This window comes from Ensifer sp. ENS03, assembly GCF_014852035.1.
GTDB classification, from domain to species: Bacteria; Pseudomonadota; Alphaproteobacteria; order Rhizobiales; family Rhizobiaceae; genus Ensifer; species Ensifer adhaerens.
Map to the genome: position 1 here is coordinate 192,242 of NZ_JACVAV010000003.1, position 17,379 is coordinate 209,620.

Here is a 17,379-nt window from a genome sequence, read left to right on the forward strand (position 1 = left end):
CCCCTCGCGAAACAACATCTCTACGGAAAGCCCCGGATGACGGGCGAGCAGGGCGGCCAGGCGATCGCTCAGATAGAGGCCGAGCGGCGCGGGCACGGTGAGCCGCACGCGGCCCGCCACGAGGCCGGCCTCGCCGCAGGAAGCCTCGTTCAGAGCATCGACCGCCTCGACAACTTTGAGCGCCATCGGGATCATGTGTTCCCCCTCGGCGGTCAGCGCCAGCGCATTCGTCGTCCGGTGCAGAAGACGCATGCTCAGGTGCTCCTCGAGTGCCGAGACCTGGCGTGATACCGCCGGCCCTGCGGGCTCAGTTGAGCCCGGCCTTGTCGAGCCCATAGAGCTTGTCGGCCGAGCCGGGCACGGACTTGAACGCGACGCTGACGCGGTTCCAGGCGTTGATGGCCATGATGGAGAAGGTCAGATCGGAGATCTCCTTTTCCGAAAGCTGGCCGCGCACGCGCTCATAGAGCTCGTCCGGAACGCCGCCCTCGGGCAATTTCGTCAGCACCTCGGTCCAGGCAAGTGCTGCGCGTTCGCGCGGCGCAAACAGGTTCGATTCCCGCCAGATTGCCACGTGGTAGAGGCGCAATTCGCTCTCGCCGTGGATCTTCGCCTCCTTCACATGCATGTCGACGCAGAACGCGCAGCCGTTGATCTGCGAAGCCCGCAGATTGACGAGATCGCGGATTGTCTGCTCGATGACGCTGTCCTTCAGGCTGTGGCTGAAGTCGGAGATTTTCTTGAAGAACTCGGGTGACTGCTGGGCGTAGTTGAGGCGCTGGGTCATGGCTTTGCTCCTAATTAAGGACATCTGTTATCCTTATGGATACAAGATATCCTTAATCGATGGACAGTAAAGCGCGCCGGGGGTAAACTCGGCGCATAAGGCTTATGTCGAAACGTTTGGGGGAAGCCGGATGGACATCGTTTCTGCGCTCAGAGCCTTCCTGCGGGTGGCGGAGACCGGCTCGTTTTCCGCGGCTGCCAACGATCTCGGCCTGACCCACACCATCGGAACTGATTGGAGAGGGCATCGATCTGGAGGTTCGCTTGGGTCCGGTGTCGGAGGCCGGCCTGATCTGCCGGCGGATCGGCTGGACGACCGCGTTTCTGGTGGCGGCACCCGACTATCTGAACCGGCGCCCCGCGCCAAAGATTCCCGACGACGTCGGGAAGCATGAATGCATCTGCTACAGCCGCGCCGGCGACGGCCGCCAGTGGACGTTTTCCGACGGGTCCGGCGACGTTTTCGTGCGCATCGCGCCCCGGCTCGTCGCCAACAGTGCCGTGGCCGTGCATCGCGCGGTGCTCGCCGGCAACGGCCTTGCGATCCTCTCCCATATCCTGGCCTGCCCGGACATCGAGGCTGGCCGCTTGGTCAACGTGATGCCGGCATTCCCGCCGGCGCGCCTGCCGATCAGCGTCGTCTATCCCTCGCGCAGAAACGTGCCGCTACGCGTGCGCACCGTTCTCGATTTCCTTGTCCAGGTGGTCCGGGAAGACCCGCTGATGGCCTCCGCCTCCTGACCGTCGTTTGGGTCAGCGCTGGCCGGCCGAGGCGCGCAGGGGCAGCCCGCCATAGGCCTTGATCTCCTTCAGCACGAAGGTCGTCTGCATCTCCTTGATGCACGGCAGGCGCCGCACGACCTTCATGGCAAAATCCGAATAGGAATCGAGATCGGCAGAGACGACCTGGAGGAGAAAATCCGCATCGCCGGCAATGCTGTAGCAGGCAACGACGCTGTCGAGTTTCATCACCTCCTCGGCGAAGGCGTCCGCCTCCGCCTCCGTATGGCTGTCGATCTTTACCCGGATGAAGGCGAGCACCCCAAGGCCGATTTCCCGGCGATTGAGTACCGCCATGTAGCCCTGGATGACACCGTCGTCCTCCAGTTGCCGTACCCGCCGCCAGCAGGGCGAGGTCGACATGCCAACCTCCTCCGAAAGCGCCTGGTTGCTCAGGCGCCCGTCACTTTGCAGCGCGGTCAGGATCTTTACATCGGCGGGTGTCAGGGTGGCGGGCATCTTCTATCTCATTTTCTGCTCCATCGGGATGAATCTACCCCATCTTGGCAATTTCTCGCAACATCAGAAAGATACTGCCTCGCCACACGGTCTATTCTCCCGGCCGACCCAGCCTTTGAGAAACAGAGAGGAAACAGACCACGTGCTTCAGGACACCCGCCTCGCCATCATCGTCAATCCCGAACTGACACCCGGTCATCTCGCCAACACGATCGCCGCGATCTGCATCGGCATCGGCTCGGCGATGCCCGGTCTCGGTAACCAGCGGCTGACGGACAGCATGCAGAACACCATCGACATCAGCTCCAACCGGCCCGTGCCGATCCTCCAGGCCGATGGCGCGACGATCCGTGCACTGCTCCTGAAGGCACTGCCGAAAGAAGACGATCGTGTCGTCGTGCCGTTTCCAGCCTTCGCGCGTTCGCTGCACAGCTATGCCGACTACGAGACGCAATTTCCGGAACGGGATCTCGCGCAGGAGACGATCGACGGCATCGGTCTTGCCGGCGACGTGAAGTGGGTCAGATCGCTGACGGGATCGCTGAAATTGCTGCGATAGGACAAAAGCACGCGCAACGGCACGGCGGGTCGGAGCCCGCCGCTTCCGGTATGTACATTTTTTTCACCGGAACCAGACCAATGCCAGGATTGGTGGCGACACATTCGCAACACCAACAGCCATTCGCTCGGAAAGGCCGCGCTTTCCGACTTGACGGCCTCTTCTCGCCTTGACGGGACCCGCCCCGCGCGACAAGCTCTGAAAACAATTTTCAGAATATCAGAATTCCTTCACATACCGCATCGGCTCGACGGCTCCCGCCCGCTGCCGAGGGTGCATCGCGCGACACGCTATCCGGGGAACAATGCGCATGACCAACCAACGGCTCATCATGCTGATCTTCTTCCTGCAACCGATCGCCTTCGGCGCCTGGCTGCCGCGTATTCCCGACGTGCAGCAAAGGCTCGGCCTCGGCCCGGCGGAACTGGCGATCGCGCTGCTCGGCATGCCCGTCGGCATTCTGCTGACCCTGCCGTTTGCCGGCCGTTTTGTCGCCTGGATCGGCGGCCGTGCGACCATCCTCTACGGCTTCGTCGTCTTTCTGGCGCTCGTCTGGCTACCGACATGGGCCCCGAACATCGAGGTGCTCTTCGTGGCGCTCGCCATCGTCGGCGCAGCGTTGACGACGCTCGAACTCGGCCTCAATGTCGAGGCCGACGCGATCGAGAAGCACTCCGGGCAGCTGATCATGAGCACCTGCCACGGCTTCTGGAGCCTCGGCATCATGACCGGCAGCCTGGTTGGCGTCGGCTTCGCGGCGCTGCACGTGGCACCGGAATGGGCGGTGCCGCTGACGGCGGCAGGCATGTTGCCGATCAGCGTCTACTTCGCCCGGAAGCTGCCGCTCCTGAAGACCGGCGAGGCCGCGGCTGCCGAAGCGGCGCCCTCCAGACGCAAGCTGCCGGGCTGGGCATTGCTTGGCGTCTGCTTCTTCGTCTTTGGCATCACCATGACCGAAGGCGCCGTCGCCGACTGGTCGGCGGTCTTCCTGCGCGACATCTTCGGGCTTTCCAGCGCCAGCGCCGGTTTCGGCTACTCGATCTTCGCCTTCATGGTGGCTGCCGGGCGCTTTGCCGGCGACCGGCTGAAGGCGAGCTACGGCCCGGTTGCGGTGGCACGTGCCTGCGGTATCGCCAGCATTAGCGGGCTCATTCTCGTGGTGGTAAGCCCCGCCGCCTGGGCAGCGCTTCTCGGCTTTTCTGCCATGGGCTTCGGCGTATCCGTCGGCTTTCCCTTCGCCGTCACCGCCGCTGCCGACCAGAAGGACCGGCCGGCGGCCGCGAGTGTCGCCATTCTGTCCTTCATCGCGCTGCTCGGCTTCCTGCTCGGGCCGCCGCTGATCGGCCTGATCGCCGAATACAGCGACATGCGCTTCGGTCTTGGCGTGCTCGTGCCCTTCCTCGCCGTCAGCCTGCTCTTGACCGGCCGGCTCAAGCCCGCGGCCCGTCTGGACGTGCAAGACGACGCCCAGCAGGCCGCCAGCCGCGCATAAAGGCCACGGCAACAGACAACACGAAAAGCCCCGGCCATCCCAGGCCGGGGCTTTCGTCGTTCATCGTCTGGCGTGTCTTACTTGCGCGCCGCCATGGTGTTGTAGCTGGTGATGAGGTTGCGGTAGTCCGGGATGTGGTTCGAAAATAGCGTGCCGAGACCCTCGATGTCGTTGCGCCAGTCGCGATGCAGCTCACAGGCAACGCCGAACCAGGTCATCAGCTGAACGCCGGCGGCGGTCATGCGCGACCAGGCGGAATCGCGGGTCACCTCGTTGAAGGTGCCGGAAGCATCCGTCACCACGAAGACCTCGAAGCCTTCCTCGATCGCCGAAAGCGCCGGAAACGCCACGCAGACCTCGGTCACGACGCCGGCGATCAGCAGCTGCTTCTTGCCGGTGGCCTTCACCGCCTTGACGAAGTCCTCATTGTCCCAGGCGTTGATCTGGCCCGGACGGGGAATGAAGGGCGCATCGGGAAACTGTTCCTTCAGCTCCGGAACCAGCGGGCCGTTCGGGCCATCCTCGAAGCTGGTTGTGAGAACCGTCGGCAGCTTGAAGTACTTGGCGAGATCACCGAGCGCCAGGACATTGTTCTTGAACTTGTCCGGGTCGAAGTCGCGCACCAGCGACAACAGGCCGGTCTGATGGTCGACGAGCAGGACGGCAACATCATCCTTGTTGAGGCGTACGTAGGGCTTGGTCATCGGAAGTCCTTTCCTTCGTTTTGTTTTCATCACCGCCAGCGGCCTTCGTTGCCGATCTGCTGTGATTGAACGTAAGCTACTGCAGGACCGTTGCCGCCAAAAGATTGTGAATTTCGACGCAGCGTCCTATGAATAGAACGATGCAGGACCTGAACGACCTCTATTATTTTGTCCAAGTCGTGGATCATGGCGGCTTTGCGGCTGCGGCACGGGCAACCGGTACGCAGAAATCCCGGCTGAGCCGGCGCATTGCGATGCTGGAAGACCGGATCGGGGTTCGGCTGATCCAGCGTTCGCCGCGCCGGTTCTTCGTTACCGATGTCGGCCGCGAATATTACCAGCGCTGCGTCGCGGTGTTAATCGAGGCGGAAGCGGCCGATGCCTTCATCGCGCAGCATCAGGGAGAGCCGCAGGGCATCATCCGGGTGAGCTGCCCGACCGCATTGATCTCGTTCCAGTTCGGCCGGCTCTTTGCCCGGTTCATGACCGCCCATCCGCGGATCGGCCTGCAGCTGGAAAGCACCAACCGGCGCGTGGATGTGATCGCCGAAGGTTTCGACGTTTCGATCCGTGTCCGGTTCCCGCCGCTCGAAAAAAGCGAGCTGGTGATGCGCAAGCTCGACGACAGTTCGCAATATCTCGTCGCCAGGCCCGGATTTCTGAAGGCGCCGATCGCTGAGCCCGCGCAACTGACGGGATTGCCGAGTCTTGCCTGGACTTCGGCCACGCACACCTATGAATGGCGGCTGGAAAGCGCCGATGGAGAACGGGCCGTCATCCGCCACGAGCCACGTTTCCTGACCGACGATATGGCGGCGCTACGCGAAGCGGCGCTCGACGGCGCCGGCATCGTGCAACTGCCGACGATGATGATCTGGAAGGACCTGGCAGCCGGCACGCTGGTGCCCGTGCTGCCGCAATGGCGCCCGGCGTCCGGCGTCGTGCACGCCGTCTTTCCTTCGCGGCGCGGGCTACTGCCCTCCGTTCGCACCTTCATCGACTTTCTTGCCCAGGAATGCGCCGCCGATCGCCTGGCGATCGACGAAAGCCTGGCATGGCCGGCAAGGCCACCCCATATCACGGCCTAACGCATCCGGCGGTCAACGGGCTCCCTTGACGTGCTACCCCGGCGGCCGCCCTCCGCGGACCCATGCGCTGGCCGCATAGTAGCCATTCCTTGCATATCGCGCCGCAACGCACGATCTTATTGGAGAAGCCGCGTTCGACGCCGGCTCCCCTCCTGGACTCACCCCAGTCGTAGACTTTTCCCCCGGCTTCGGCCGGCGCGGCCATTTCGGCTTGAACAATAGGGAAGGTAATCATGCAGACAACTGCCAAAACTCCCGACGCCAAGACACTGGATGCCATGACGCTGGATGAACGCTCGAACATGATGGCGCTGGTAGCGGAAGCGCTCGAGGCAACGGCCGAGAAGGCCTACGAGATCGGCGACGACCGGTTCGCCGAGAACTCGATCAGCCTCGCCAACATCATCATCGGCTGTGCGGACGACCTGGTGGTCGGCGACTTGCCAGCCGCCGAACTGCTTTTGCAGCAGGGCATAGCACTTCTCAGCCTGTTTCCGGGCGAACCCCGGGAATTCACCTTGCACTAGCCCTTGCAACCACGGCCGACGGCCAGTCGGCCGTGGTCAGGCGTCCCCGAGCGCGAGGTCGACCGCAGCAAGCGCGTGGATCTCGGTCGTATCGAACACCGGGACCGGGCTATCAGCCTGTGAAATCAAAAGCATGATCTCGGTGCAGCCCATGATGATCGCTTCCGCGCCCGCATCGACAAGCCGCGCGATGATGGCGCGATAGGCGTCGCGCGAGCTGTCTTTGACGATACCGGCAACGAGTTCGCGGTAGATGATCTCGTGCACCTTCGCCCGGTCTTCCACCTCCGGCACCAGCACATCGAGACCGAATTTTTCCGCCAAGCGACCTTTGTAGAAGTCCTGTTCCATGGTGAAGGCCGTTCCGAGCAGGCCGACTTTGCGAAGGCCCGCCGCCTTGATCTTCTCCGCCGTCGGGTCGGCGATATGCAGCAGCGGAATGGAGACGGCTGCCGAAACGTCCGCCGCCATCTTGTGCATGGTGTTGGTGCAGATCATCAGGAAATCGGCGCCGCCTGCCTCGAGACGTCGCGCTGCGGCGATCATCTCTCCCGTCAGGGCCGGCCAGTCGCCGTGATGCTGCAGGCGCTCGATCTCGCCGAAGTCCATCGACCACATCAGCGATTTCGCCGAGTGCACGCCGCCGAGGCGCGCGCGAACCGTCTCGTTGATGATGCGGTAATACTCCGCCGAGCTCTCCCAGCTCATGCCGCCGATCAGGCCGATGACCTTCATTCTCTTCTCCCTTTTCAATCCGGACTCCGGGCTAACAAATCCCGCGCCTTCGCGATAGCTCCCGCCCACTTATGCACCCTCCAGGACAAGGGTTCCGGCCCGCCGCTGCCGGCGGTTGTGACAAGACGACGACAGCCGGTTGACATTTCCGGCTTCGTGCCTTTTTATATTCCAAAATAAAGAACGACATAGCATAACTATGGAATATGAGGAGGAGCAAATATGAAATCGACTAAACTCGCATTGCTTATTGGAACCGCATTGGTGGCATCGGCAACTCTCGCCTTTGCGCAGGAAAAGGGCGGCGTGATCAACGTCGCGACCGTCGGTGAGCCGCCGACCCTCGACCCGATGGCATCGACGGCCGACCTCGTCGGCATAGTCTCGCAACACATCTTCGAGACGCTCTACACCTTCGACAAGGACTGGAAGCCGACCCCGCTTCTGGCGGCAGCACTTCCGGAGATCAGCGCCGACGGCAAGACCTACACGATCAAGCTGCGCTCGGGCGTCAAGTTCCACGACGGCACCGATCTCGACTCGAAGGACGTCGTCGCCTCGCTCGAGCGCTGGACCAAGGTCGCCTCGCGCGGCAAGCAGACGGCAACGACGATTTCCGGCATCGAAGCGATCGACCCGCTGACGGTGAAGATCTCGCTCACCACCCCTTACGCGCCGCTCGTTTCGCTGCTCGCCTTCAACAACTCCGCGGCGATCGTGCTTCCTTCCGAAAAGCAGGCCGAGCCGATGACTGATTTCGTCGGCACCGGCCCCTACCAGCTGAAGGAACGCAAGGCGGACCAGTACATCCAGCTCACCCGGTACGATGCCTACAAGTCGCCGGAAGGCGAAGCCAACGGCTATGGCGGCGCCCGCCACCAATATGCCGACGAAATCCGCTTCGTGCCGGTTCCGGACCCGAACACCCGCGTCGAAGCGGCCGTTTCCGGCCAGTATGACTATGTCGATTCTCTGCCGGTCGAATCCTTCGAACGCGTCAAGGGTTCGAGCGCTTCCGAACCCGTCATGCTGCAGCCCTTCGGCTGGCCTGTCTTCGTCTTGAACTCCGGCAACGGCATGACCAAGAACCTCGACCTGCGCAAGGCGATCCGCGCTTCGCTCAGCATGGAAGACATGATGGCGGCAGCCTTCGGCACCACAGACTTCTATGCGCTCGACGCCGCTCTCTACCCGTCGCAGTTTACCTGGCGGACCGATGCCGGCACCGAAGGCGCCTACAACATCGCCGATGCGGAAAAGGCTGGCGAACTCCTGAAGGCCGCCGGCTACAAGGGTGAGCCGCTGCGCATCCTGACGAGCCGCCAGTATGAGTTCCATTACAAGATGGCGCAGGTCGCGGCCGAGTATCTGAAGCTCGCCGGCTTTACCGTCGATCTGCAGGTGGTCGACTGGGCGACGCTGACCCAGCGCCGTGCCGACCCGACGCTCTGGGACATCTACATCACCCACAGCCCCTTCCTGCCGGAACCGGCCCTCATCGGCATGATGTCGACCAAGGCGCCCGGCAACTGGGATACGCCGGCGCGCGCCAAGGCGGTCGATGCCTTCAACGCCGAATCCGACTCGGCCAAGCGCGTGGCGCTGTGGGCAGACGTGCAGAAGGTGATCTTCGAGGAAGTGCCATTCATCAAGATCGGCGACTTCAACGCGCTTTCGGCGAAGTCGAAGTCGCTCGACGGCGTCTCGCCGGCCCCGTGGCCGTACTTCTGGAACGCTTCGATCAAGAAGTAAGCTCCCCCTCCCAAGGGACTTCGGCGGGCAGCCGGGCCATGCGCCTGGCGCCCGCTCGAAGGGGCGCGTCACTCCACCCTTGCGGCGGAGCGCACAGGAAAGGTTCGAGGCCACCATGTTACGCTACATCTTCCAACGGCTGATGGGCATGATCGTCGTCATGGCGATTGTCGTCACGATCGTCTTCGTCATCGTCCGCGTGACGCCCGGCGATCCCGCCGCCGTCATGCTCGGTCCGGAAGCAACCCAGGAAGACATTACGGCGCTGCGCAGCCGGCTTGGCCTCGACCAGTCGCTCGGCCTGCAATATGTTTACTATATCGGACAACTGCTGCAGGGCGATCTCGGCCAGTCGATCTTCCTCAACCAGCCGGTCACGTCAGCACTGGCGGAGCGTGCCGAGCCGACCTTCTTCCTGACCCTGTTCTCAATCGTCATCGCCTGCGCCATCGCGCTGCCGATCGGCATCTATGCCGCCTACAGGCGCGGCTCCTTCGTCGACCAGGCGGCAACAACGCTTGCCATGCTCGCCGCCAGCATACCGAGTTTCTGGCTTGGCCTGATCCTGATCCAGGTCTTTGCCGTGCGTTTCGGCTGGTTCCCGGTCTCCGGCTATGGCGGCCCCGGATCCTCCTTCACCGAGCGCATGTATCACCTGACCTTGCCGGCGATCGCGCTCGGCGTCGTCTCCTCGGCGCTGATCCTGCGCTTTACCCGTGCATCGATGCTCGACGTGCTCGGCGACGATTTCATCCGCACCGCCCGCGCCAAAGGCCTCGGCGAACGCAAGGTGGTGATGAAGCACGCACTGAAAAACGCGCTGATCCCGATCCTGACGATCATTGGCCTCACCGCCGCCGTGCTGATCTCGGGTGCGGTTGTCACGGAAACCGTCTTTGGCCTGCCCGGCGTCGGCAATCTCGTCGTCTCCGCCGTGCTTCGCCGCGACTATCCCGTCATCCAGGGCGCGCTGCTCGTCATTGCCGCGCTCTACGTGCTGATCAATTTCGTGATCGACATGCTCTATCTCCTCGTTGATCCAAGGGTGCGCTACTGATGTCTATCACCGTATCTGCCCCCACCGAGAGCGAAGGCCGCAAGTTCGTCCGCCGGCTGTTGAAGCGCAAAACCGTTGCCTTCGGCCTGATCGTGCTCACCGTCTTCGTGCTGCTTGCCGTCTTCGCGCCGCTGATCGCACCCTATGCGCCCGGCAAGCTGTCGATCGTCAACCGGCTGCAGCCGCCGAGCCTGCAATGGTTCTTCGGCACCGACGAGTTCGGCCGCGATGTCTTCTCCCGCACCATCTATGCCGGCCGATTGTCGCTGCTTGTCGGTGCGGCGGTCGTCACGCTTGCAACCGTGATCGGCGTCGTGCTCGGTCTGCTCGCCGGCTTCTTTCCGAAGCTCGACACGCCGATCGCCCGCGTCATCGACGCGATGATGGCCTTCCCGGACATCCTGCTTGCGATCGCGCTGGTCGCGGCCTTGGGCCCCTCGCTGACGACCGTCATCATCGCGCTCAGCATCGTCTATGCGCCGCGGCTCGCCCGCGTGGTGCGCGCCTCGACACTGGTCATCCGCGAGCTTCCTTATGTCGAGGCGGCCCGCGCGCTCGGGATCTCGACGCCACACATCATGACGCGTCACGTGCTGCGCAATCTGCTTTCGCCCGTCCTCGTGCAGGGCACCTTCCTCTTCGCCCATGCGATGCTTGCCGAAGCCGGGCTTTCCTTCCTCGGCGTCGGCGTCAGCCCGGAAATCCCGACCTGGGGCACGATGATCGCCTCGGGGCGTCAATATATCGGCCAGGCCGACTGGGTAACGCTCTTCCCCGGCATCGCCATCGTGCTTTCGGTCTTGTCGCTGCAGATGGTCGGTGACGGCCTGCGCGATATGCTCGATCCCCGCCTCAGAAAGGACCTGTAAGTCATGACGACCGCAACATCGAACGCCGGTCCGGTGCTGATCCGGCAGGTGAAGCCCGTCGCCTTCGGCATGGCCGCGCCGGCTGAAACCACCGACATCCTCGTCGACGACGAAGGCCGCATCGCAGCCCTCGGCCCGAACCTGGAGGCATCAGGCGACGTGCGTCGCATAGAGGGCAAGGGCGCCTGGATCTCGCCCGGCTGGATCGACCTGCACGCCCACGTCTGGCACGGCGGCACCGACATTTCTGTGCGCCCGCAGCTTTGCGGCATGGAGCGCGGCGTCACCACGATCGTCGACGCGGGTTCGGCCGGTGAAGCCAATTTCCACGGCTTTCGCGAATACATCATCGAGCCGTCGCGCGAGCGCATCAAGGCGTTCCTCAATCTCGGCTCGATCGGGCTTGTCGCCTGCAACCGCGTCAGCGAACTCTCCGACATCCGCTCGATCGACATCGACCGTATCATCGCCTGCTACCAGGAAAACCGCGAGCACATCGTCGGCCTGAAGGTGCGCGCCAGCCACGTCATCACCGGTTCCTGGGGCGTGACGCCGGTGAAGCTCGGCAAGAAGATCGCCAAAATCCTGAAGATCCCTGTCATGGTGCATGTCGGCGAGCCGCCGGCGCTCTATGACGAGGTTCTGGAAATCCTCGGGCCCGGCGACATCGTCACCCATTGCTTCAACGGCAAGGCCGGTTCCAGCATCATCGAGGACGAGGACCTGTTTGAGCTTGCCGAACGCTGCGCCGGCGAAGGCATCCGCCTCGACATCGGCCACGGCGGCGCCTCGTTCTCCTTCCGCGTGGCGGAAGTGGCGATCGCCCGCGGTCTGCTCCCCTTCTCGATCTCCACCGACGTGCACCTGCGCAGCATGAACCAGTCCGTCTGGGACCTGGGCACCACCATGTCGAAGCTCTTGAGCGTCGGCATGCCTTTCGAAAAGGTGGTCGAGGCCGTGACCCAAGCGCCCGCCTCGGTCATCCGCCTGCCGATGGACAATCTGCTTACCGTCGGCGCCCGCGCCGAATTCACCCTCTTCGACCTCGTCGATAGCGAGCTTCGGGTCTTCGATTCACTCGGCGCCGAAGCGCACCTCAACCGCCTCTTCGAGCCGCGCTACGCGGTCATGGGCACCCACGTGGTTGCCGCCAATCGTTACCAGCCGCAGCATATCGAGTGCCCGGACCACAGCCACGGCTTCAGCTACCGCTAAGCCAGGGCGACAGAATACAGAAATGACAGGACAACGCGTGAACAGTATGGACCCGAAAAACGACAGCCCCGTCGCTGTCTCACCCTACGAACGCCTTCAGGCCCTCGGCATCAACCTGCCGCCTGCGCCACCGCCGATCGCCAATTTCGTGACGCATGTGCGCGAAGGCAACATCCTGTATCTCTCCGGCCAGGGCCCACGCGAGCCCGACGGTCATCTCTACGCCGGCAAGGTCGGCGGCGATGTCGACATCGACAGCGCCTATGACCACGCACGGTTAACCGGCATCAACCTGCTTGCGGTCATGCATGATGCGCTCGGAGACCTCGGAAAGGTCAAGCGCATCGTCAAGATCCTGGGCATGGTCAATGCCGTTCCGGATTTTGCCGAACATCCGCGCGTCATCAACGGCTGCTCGGACCTGATGATGGACGTTTTTGGAGCGGCCGGCAGCCATGCGCGCTCGGCGGTGGGTTTCGGGTCGTTACCCGGCAACATCACCGTCGAGATCGAGGCGATCGTCGCTCTGCACGAGTGACGACGGGAGGTCGGATCAGTGGCTGCGCCAGCCCATCATTTTTTCGATCCGCTCGGCGGAAACCCTGACGTGATCGGCGTAGAACGCCCGGTCGTCGAGGATTTTCTGCTCGGGCAGGACGATCGAGATCGTGGCGGCGCAATTGCCCTTATCGTCGAGGATCGGGGCTGCGACGCAGGCGACGGCATAGTCGGATTCGCCCGCCTGGATCGACAGCCTTGCGGAAAGCGCGCTTTCAGCCTGGGCGGAGAGCGCGGCCGGATCGATATCGGCGCGGCCGGTCGGCGAGGTTCGTGCGCAGCGGCGGAACAGCTCCAGCCGTTCGTCGGCGGGCAGATGCCCCACCAGAAGACGGCCCGACGCCGTCCAGTTGAGCGGCACGCGGGTACCGACGCGCGAGGTCACCTGGAAATGGCCGGGACCATCGGCCATGGCGAGCACCTGCATATAGTCGCCGTCGCGGCCGCAAAGCTGGATCGTCTCGGCAACTTCACGGCCGAGGTCGTGCATCTCGCGGGTGGCGACGCCGAGGAAATCGAGCGAGCGGGCATAGGCAAGGCCATAGTGATAGAGCCGGTCGCCGAGCCAGACGAGCCCATCGGCATCGCGGCTAAGCAGGTTCTTTTCGACCATGTCGTCGACGATGACATAAGCGGTCGACAGCGGCGCGCCGACAGCCTTGGCAATCGCGTAGACGCCACTCGGGGAACCCGTCTCATAAAGGAAATCGAGCACCTGCAAGGCGCGATCCATGCCGCTCACGCGCGAGCGGCGCGGCTTGCCGGTCGTTTCCATATCGTCGGTCGGCTCGACGCCGGTCATCGTCTTGTCCACTGCTTCACTCCTGCACCGCTCGAAGGGCGTGCTGCCGGTAAAATCTCGGCTTCCGCTGCCGCCGCGCCGCCGATGGCGGCCGCGTCAGATAGCGCAAAGCCTCACTCATACTTCATTACTATGGTAGATATTCCGCGAAGACGGAATAGTCTACCCGCTTCGACCGCCAGAAAATCATATGGAGACCACTATGCCTGACCGTGACATTCGCGAAGCTCTCGGACTTCGTCCCGTTATCAACGTCTCCGGCACGATGACCAGCCTCGGCGCATCGATCGTGGTCCCGGAAGCGATCGCGGCCATGACAGGCATACTGCCGCAGTTCGTCGAGATCAACGACCTGCAGCGCAAGGTGAGCCCGGTGATTGCTCGGCTGACGGGTGCCGAGGCCGGCTTCATCACGGCGTCCTGCTCCGCCGGCATCAGCCTCGCCATTGCCGGCACCATGACCGGAAGCGACCTTGCCGCCATCGAGCGCCTGCCGGATACGACCGGCCTCAAGAATGAAGTCATTCTGCAGATGGGCCATGTGGTCAGCTACGGCGCGCCCGTCGACCAGGCGATCCGGCTTGCCGGCGCCAAGCCGGTGATCGTCGGCCAGGCGACGTCGGCCTATCGCTACCATATCGAAGGCGCGATCAACGAGCGCACCGCTTGCGCCGTCTACGTCGTCTCGCATCACGTGGTGCAATACGGTCTCGTCGGCCTCAGGGAATTTGCCGAGGTCTGCCATTCGAAGGGTGTGCCGGTCATCGTCGACGCCGCTTCCGAATACGACCTGCGCATCTTCCTCGATGAGGGCGCCGACATCGTGCTCTATTCCGGCCACAAGTTCCTGGGCGGCCCGACCTCCGGCATCGTCGCCGGCAAAAAGGAAATGGTGCGCAACACCTTCCTGCAGAACCTCGGCATCGGCCGCGGCATGAAGGTGGGCAAGGAAAGCATGCTCGGCGTGATGGCGGCACTTCAAGCCTGGGAAACCCGCGACCATGCCGGCATCCGCGAGCGCGAAACCGGTTACCTGAACCTCTGGCGCGAGACGCTCGACGGCCGTCCCGGCATCAAGCCGGTGATCGAGGCCGACCCGACCAACAACCCGCTCGACCGGCTGCGCGTCAACATCGACCCGCAGGAAGCCCATATCACCGCCTGGGATCTCGCCGATGCGCTGGCCCGCGGCGCGCCGCCGATCATCGTGCGAGACCACGAGGCCGAGCACAATTACTTCTACCTCGACCCCTGTAACCTGCATCCGGGCCAGGAGAAGATCGTCGCCAGCCGCCTCGCCGAGGAGCTCGACAAGGCGAGAGCCTCGAACGAGATCATCGCCACGTCGCTCGCCGAACGCAACGCACGCCGCTTCGCCGGCCTGCTGCGCTGGCCCGACTGACCCGACGACCAACTAAGATACGCGCAGCATCTGACGGAGGAAACGAGATGACCGAGACCAAAGCCCAGCCGGACCGTTCGACGGCGCCCGTTCTCTCCGTCGAGAACCTGACGACCTCTTTCCTGGTCGACGGCGCCTGGAAGCCTGTCGTCCGGGACATATCGTTTACCGTCGCGCCCGGCGAAACCGTGGCGATCGTCGGCGAATCCGGCTCGGGCAAGAGCGTCACTTCGCTCTCGATCATGCGGCTCCTGCAGAAGGAGACGAGCCGCGTCGAAGGGCGGGTGATGATGGGCGGGCGCAACATCCTCGACTTGCCGGAATCTGAGATGCGCCGCGTGCGCGGCAACGATGTCGCGATGATCTTCCAGGAGCCGATGACCAGCCTCAATCCGCTGTTCACCATCGGTGACCAGATCTCCGAGGCCCTTCTCTGCCACAGGCCAATGTCGAAGGCCGACGCCCGGGCGGAAACCATCCGATTGCTCGAAAAGGTCCGCATTCCCTCCGCCGCCTCGCGCTTCGACGAATACCCGCACCGCTTCTCCGGCGGCATGCGCCAGCGCGTGATGATCGCCATGGCGCTCGCGAGCCGGCCGAAGCTCCTGATCGCCGACGAGCCGACGACGGCGCTCGACGTCACCATCCAGGGCCAGATCCTCGACCTGATCAAGGTGTTGCAGGAGGAGGAAGGCACCTCGGTGCTCTTCATTACCCACGACATGGGCGTGGTCGCCGAAATCGCCGACCGCACGGTGGTGATGTTCCGCGGTGACGCGGTCGAGACCGGCAACACCGAGGACATCTTCCTTCGGGCGAAACACCCCTATACCCGCGCACTGCTCTCGGCCGTGCCGATGCTCGGCTCGATGAAGGGCGAAAGCCAGCCGATGCGTTTTCCCGTCATCGACGCCGCGACCGGGCTGCCTTCGGCGACGGCGGAAGCCACCGATACGGTCCAGGCCGGCCGCAAGCCGATCCTCGAGGTCAAGAACCTCGTCAAGCGCTTCGACATCCACGCCGGCTTGCTCGGCAAGCTCAAAGGCCGCGTCCACGCCATCGAGAACGTCTCCTTCAGTCTGCAGCCGGGCGAGACGCTGTCGCTCGTCGGCGAATCCGGCTGCGGCAAGTCGACGACCGGCCGGGCCATCATGCGGCTGATCGAGCCGGAAAGCGGCTCCGTGACGCTCGACGGCCAGAACGTCCTCAAAATGGATCGCAGGCAGCTGCGCGAAATGCGCCGCACCATGCAGATGATCTTTCAGGATCCTTTCGCGAGCCTCAATCCGCGCATGACGGTGGGCGCTGCGATCGCCGAACCCTATCTCGAACACAAGCTCGGCACGGCACGGCAGGCGCGTGAGAAGGTCGCCGACCTGCTCGAACGCGTCGGCCTGCAGGCCGACATGGCCGCCCGCTACCCGCACGAGTTCTCCGGCGGCCAGCGCCAGCGCGTCTGCATTGCACGCGCCTTGGCGCTCGACCCGAAGCTGATCGTCGCCGACGAGTCTGTCTCGGCACTCGACGTCTCGATCAAGGCACAGGTCATCAACCTCTTGCTCGACCTGCAGGCGAGCCTCGGCCTTGCCTATCTTTTCATCTCGCACGACATGGCCGTCGTCGAGCGCGTCAGCCACCGGGTCGCCGTGATGCATCTCGGCGAGATCGTCGAAATCGGCTCGCGTGCGCAGGTTTTCGAGAATCCGCAGCATCCCTATACGAAGAAGCTGATGGCCGCCGTCCCAATCGCCGATCCGACCCGTCGCCATGCGCGCCGCAATGTCGCGAGCGACGAGCTGAAGAGCCCCTTGCGCGCGCCCAACTACGTTCCGGAAACGCGGCGCTTTCAGCAGGTCGCAGACGATCACTTCGTCCAGGTCTGACCGGGTTGCACCTATCGGGCCGCATCCGGCACGCTGAAGACGTACCGGGTCTCGCGTGCCCTTCGATGCGAAAGGCCAATCGTTCGACGACCGTCAGAACGGCAGCCGGGCGTTCTCCTTGACTTCCTTCATCACAAAGAAGGTGCGCGTCTGGCGTACCCCCGGTAGCGCAATCAGCTTCTGACCGTGCAGTTTGTTGAAGTCCGCCATGTCTCGGACCCGGATTTTCAAAAGATAGTCGAAGTCGCCAGCAACGAGATTGCAGTCGAGCACTTCCTTCATCTCCAGCACCGCGCCCTCGAAGGCCGCAAAGCTCTCGGGCGTCGAACGATCGAGCACAACGCCGACCATCACCAACGCTCCGAGACCGACCGCTGCCGGCGCGACCTCCGCCCTCACACCGGTGATATGACCCTCTTCGAACAACCTCTGTGTTCGCCGATGACAGGTCGCCGGACTGACGTTTACCCGCTCGGCAAGGTCGGCGTTGGTCAGCCGTCCTTCGGATTGCAGGGCACGCAGGATCTTGAGATCGATCCGGTCAAAATCATCATCGGAAGAATCTTTCATTATCTATCCCGTTTATTGAAGAAAATCAAAACTTGATCGGAACTGTATTCTATCCAGCGAAATTTTGACAGCAATTTAGAGAGCACCTTTCACGAGACTTCGCCTATCCTTCTCCTACAATTTTCACACGGAGGCCTGGAT

Annotated in this window: 17 protein-coding genes and 3 pseudogenes; 13 read left to right on the top strand and 7 right to left on the bottom strand. The window is 63.3% G+C overall.

Going from position 1 to position 17,379, the window contains the following annotated elements:
• Window positions 1-3: 3 nt before the first annotated feature.
• Window positions 4-297, bottom strand: a pseudogene (locus tag IB263_RS13715) (LysR family transcriptional regulator); the annotation flags it as partial.
• A gap of 10 nt (window positions 298-307) precedes the next feature.
• On the bottom strand, window positions 308-787 hold the full coding sequence (locus tag IB263_RS13720) for a carboxymuconolactone decarboxylase family protein (protein ID WP_060585561.1): 480 nt from the start codon (window positions 785-787) through the stop codon (window positions 308-310).
• A gap of 130 nt (window positions 788-917) precedes the next feature.
• On the opposite strand from IB263_RS13720, the pseudogene IB263_RS34705 reads away from it, so the two are divergent.
• Both IB263_RS34705 and IB263_RS13725 read left to right on the top strand, forming a co-directional pair.
• Window positions 918-998: pseudogene (locus tag IB263_RS34705) on the top strand (LysR family transcriptional regulator); the annotation flags it as partial.
• A gap of 13 nt (window positions 999-1,011) precedes the next feature.
• Window positions 1,012-1,527, top strand: a pseudogene (locus IB263_RS13725) (substrate binding domain-containing protein); the annotation flags it as partial.
• A gap of 12 nt (window positions 1,528-1,539) precedes the next feature.
• On the opposite strand, the gene IB263_RS13730 reads toward IB263_RS13725, so the two are convergent.
• The gene (locus IB263_RS13730) at window positions 1,540-2,025 is read right to left on the bottom strand and encodes an Lrp/AsnC family transcriptional regulator (RefSeq protein ID WP_034787553.1); all 486 of its coding nucleotides are present in this window, start codon (window positions 2,023-2,025) and stop codon (window positions 1,540-1,542) included.
• Window positions 2,026-2,167: 142 nt separating this feature from the next.
• On the opposite strand from IB263_RS13730, the gene IB263_RS13735 reads away from it, so the two are divergent.
• Complete coding sequence (locus IB263_RS13735) at window positions 2,168-2,584, top strand: DUF2000 domain-containing protein (RefSeq protein WP_252160749.1); 417 nt, start codon at window positions 2,168-2,170, stop codon at window positions 2,582-2,584.
• 310 nt (window positions 2,585-2,894) lie between these two features.
• Window positions 2,895-4,076, top strand: a complete 1,182-nt coding sequence (locus tag IB263_RS13740) for an MFS transporter (RefSeq protein ID WP_060585557.1) — start codon at window positions 2,895-2,897, stop codon at window positions 4,074-4,076.
• Window positions 4,077-4,153: 77 nt separating this feature from the next.
• On the opposite strand, the gene ycaC is transcribed toward IB263_RS13740, so the two are convergent.
• On the bottom strand, window positions 4,154-4,780 hold the full coding sequence (gene ycaC, locus IB263_RS13745) for an isochorismate family cysteine hydrolase YcaC (protein ID WP_034787558.1): 627 nt from the start codon (window positions 4,778-4,780) through the stop codon (window positions 4,154-4,156).
• 140 nt (window positions 4,781-4,920) lie between these two features.
• On the opposite strand from ycaC, the gene IB263_RS13750 reads away from it, so the two are divergent.
• Window positions 4,921-5,868 (top strand): LysR substrate-binding domain-containing protein, encoded by a 948-nt coding sequence (locus IB263_RS13750; RefSeq protein ID WP_034787561.1) that lies wholly within the window; start codon window positions 4,921-4,923, stop codon window positions 5,866-5,868.
• A 233-nt stretch (window positions 5,869-6,101) separates the two neighbouring features.
• Window positions 6,102-6,395, top strand: coding sequence for a hypothetical protein (locus tag IB263_RS13755; RefSeq protein ID WP_034787562.1), 294 nt, complete (start codon window positions 6,102-6,104; stop codon window positions 6,393-6,395).
• Window positions 6,396-6,431: 36 nt separating this feature from the next.
• On the opposite strand, the gene IB263_RS13760 is transcribed toward IB263_RS13755, so the two are convergent.
• Entirely contained in the window at window positions 6,432-7,130 is a 699-nt protein-coding gene (locus IB263_RS13760) for an aspartate/glutamate racemase family protein (RefSeq protein ID WP_060517713.1), read from the bottom strand.
• A gap of 222 nt (window positions 7,131-7,352) precedes the next feature.
• On the opposite strand from IB263_RS13760, the gene IB263_RS13765 reads away from it, so the two are divergent.
• The 5 genes from IB263_RS13765 (at window position 7,353) to IB263_RS13785 (ending at window position 12,561) form a co-directional block, all read left to right on the top strand.
• Window positions 7,353-8,882, top strand: a complete 1,530-nt coding sequence (locus tag IB263_RS13765; protein WP_060585555.1) for an ABC transporter substrate-binding protein — start codon at window positions 7,353-7,355, stop codon at window positions 8,880-8,882.
• Between the two features lie 115 nt (window positions 8,883-8,997).
• Entirely contained in the window at window positions 8,998-9,939 is a 942-nt protein-coding gene (locus IB263_RS13770; protein WP_034787569.1) for an ABC transporter permease, read from the top strand.
• The gene (locus IB263_RS13775) at window positions 9,939-10,808 is read left to right on the top strand and encodes an ABC transporter permease (protein ID WP_034787571.1); all 870 of its coding nucleotides are present in this window, start codon (window positions 9,939-9,941) and stop codon (window positions 10,806-10,808) included. The genes IB263_RS13770 and IB263_RS13775 overlap by 1 nt, the downstream gene beginning before the upstream one ends.
• A 3-nt stretch (window positions 10,809-10,811) precedes the next feature.
• Window positions 10,812-12,023 (top strand): amidohydrolase/deacetylase family metallohydrolase, encoded by a 1,212-nt coding sequence (locus IB263_RS13780; RefSeq protein WP_034787575.1) that lies wholly within the window; start codon window positions 10,812-10,814, stop codon window positions 12,021-12,023.
• A gap of 22 nt (window positions 12,024-12,045) precedes the next feature.
• Window positions 12,046-12,561: a RidA family protein gene (locus tag IB263_RS13785; protein WP_051659103.1), complete on the top strand. Its 516-nt coding sequence runs from the start codon at window positions 12,046-12,048 to the stop codon at window positions 12,559-12,561.
• 15 nt (window positions 12,562-12,576) lie between these two features.
• On the opposite strand, the gene IB263_RS13790 is transcribed toward IB263_RS13785, so the two are convergent.
• Window positions 12,577-13,383 (bottom strand): IclR family transcriptional regulator, encoded by an 807-nt coding sequence (locus tag IB263_RS13790; protein ID WP_034787939.1) that lies wholly within the window; start codon window positions 13,381-13,383, stop codon window positions 12,577-12,579.
• 202 nt (window positions 13,384-13,585) lie between these two features.
• Between IB263_RS13790 and IB263_RS13795 the strand changes: the two genes are divergently transcribed.
• On the top strand, window positions 13,586-14,785 hold the full coding sequence (locus IB263_RS13795) for an aminotransferase class V-fold PLP-dependent enzyme (RefSeq protein ID WP_034787581.1): 1,200 nt from the start codon (window positions 13,586-13,588) through the stop codon (window positions 14,783-14,785).
• Window positions 14,786-14,832: 47 nt separating this feature from the next.
• On the top strand, window positions 14,833-16,668 hold the full coding sequence (locus tag IB263_RS13800; RefSeq protein WP_060517716.1) for an ABC transporter ATP-binding protein: 1,836 nt from the start codon (window positions 14,833-14,835) through the stop codon (window positions 16,666-16,668).
• Between the two features lie 93 nt (window positions 16,669-16,761).
• Here the strand turns inward: IB263_RS13800 and IB263_RS13805 are convergent, their stop codons facing one another.
• Window positions 16,762-17,238, bottom strand: coding sequence for an Lrp/AsnC family transcriptional regulator (locus tag IB263_RS13805; RefSeq protein ID WP_034787587.1), 477 nt, complete (start codon window positions 17,236-17,238; stop codon window positions 16,762-16,764).
• Window positions 17,239-17,379: the final 141 nt, after the last annotated feature.

Coding starts and splice junctions, on each gene's coding strand:
- IB263_RS13805 (WP_034787587.1), bottom strand. CDS start 17,238: ATGAAAGATTCTTCCGATGATGATTTTGACCGGATCGATCTCAAGATC.
- IB263_RS13750 (WP_034787561.1), top strand. CDS start 4,921: ATGCAGGACCTGAACGACCTCTATTATTTTGTCCAAGTCGTGGATCAT.
- IB263_RS13785 (WP_051659103.1), top strand. CDS start 12,046: ATGACAGGACAACGCGTGAACAGTATGGACCCGAAAAACGACAGCCCC.
- ycaC (WP_034787558.1), bottom strand. CDS start 4,780: ATGACCAAGCCCTACGTACGCCTCAACAAGGATGATGTTGCCGTCCTG.
- IB263_RS13800 (WP_060517716.1), top strand. CDS start 14,833: ATGACCGAGACCAAAGCCCAGCCGGACCGTTCGACGGCGCCCGTTCTC.
- IB263_RS13770 (WP_034787569.1), top strand. CDS start 8,998: ATGTTACGCTACATCTTCCAACGGCTGATGGGCATGATCGTCGTCATG.
- IB263_RS13795 (WP_034787581.1), top strand. CDS start 13,586: ATGCCTGACCGTGACATTCGCGAAGCTCTCGGACTTCGTCCCGTTATC.
- IB263_RS13765 (WP_060585555.1), top strand. CDS start 7,353: ATGAAATCGACTAAACTCGCATTGCTTATTGGAACCGCATTGGTGGCA.
- IB263_RS13760 (WP_060517713.1), bottom strand. CDS start 7,130: ATGAAGGTCATCGGCCTGATCGGCGGCATGAGCTGGGAGAGCTCGGCG.
- IB263_RS13730 (WP_034787553.1), bottom strand. CDS start 2,025: ATGCCCGCCACCCTGACACCCGCCGATGTAAAGATCCTGACCGCGCTG.
- IB263_RS13780 (WP_034787575.1), top strand. CDS start 10,812: ATGACGACCGCAACATCGAACGCCGGTCCGGTGCTGATCCGGCAGGTG.
- IB263_RS13720 (WP_060585561.1), bottom strand. CDS start 787: ATGACCCAGCGCCTCAACTACGCCCAGCAGTCACCCGAGTTCTTCAAG.
- IB263_RS13755 (WP_034787562.1), top strand. CDS start 6,102: ATGCAGACAACTGCCAAAACTCCCGACGCCAAGACACTGGATGCCATG.
- IB263_RS13775 (WP_034787571.1), top strand. CDS start 9,939: ATGTCTATCACCGTATCTGCCCCCACCGAGAGCGAAGGCCGCAAGTTC.
- IB263_RS13740 (WP_060585557.1), top strand. CDS start 2,895: ATGACCAACCAACGGCTCATCATGCTGATCTTCTTCCTGCAACCGATC.
- IB263_RS13790 (WP_034787939.1), bottom strand. CDS start 13,383: ATGACCGGCGTCGAGCCGACCGACGATATGGAAACGACCGGCAAGCCG.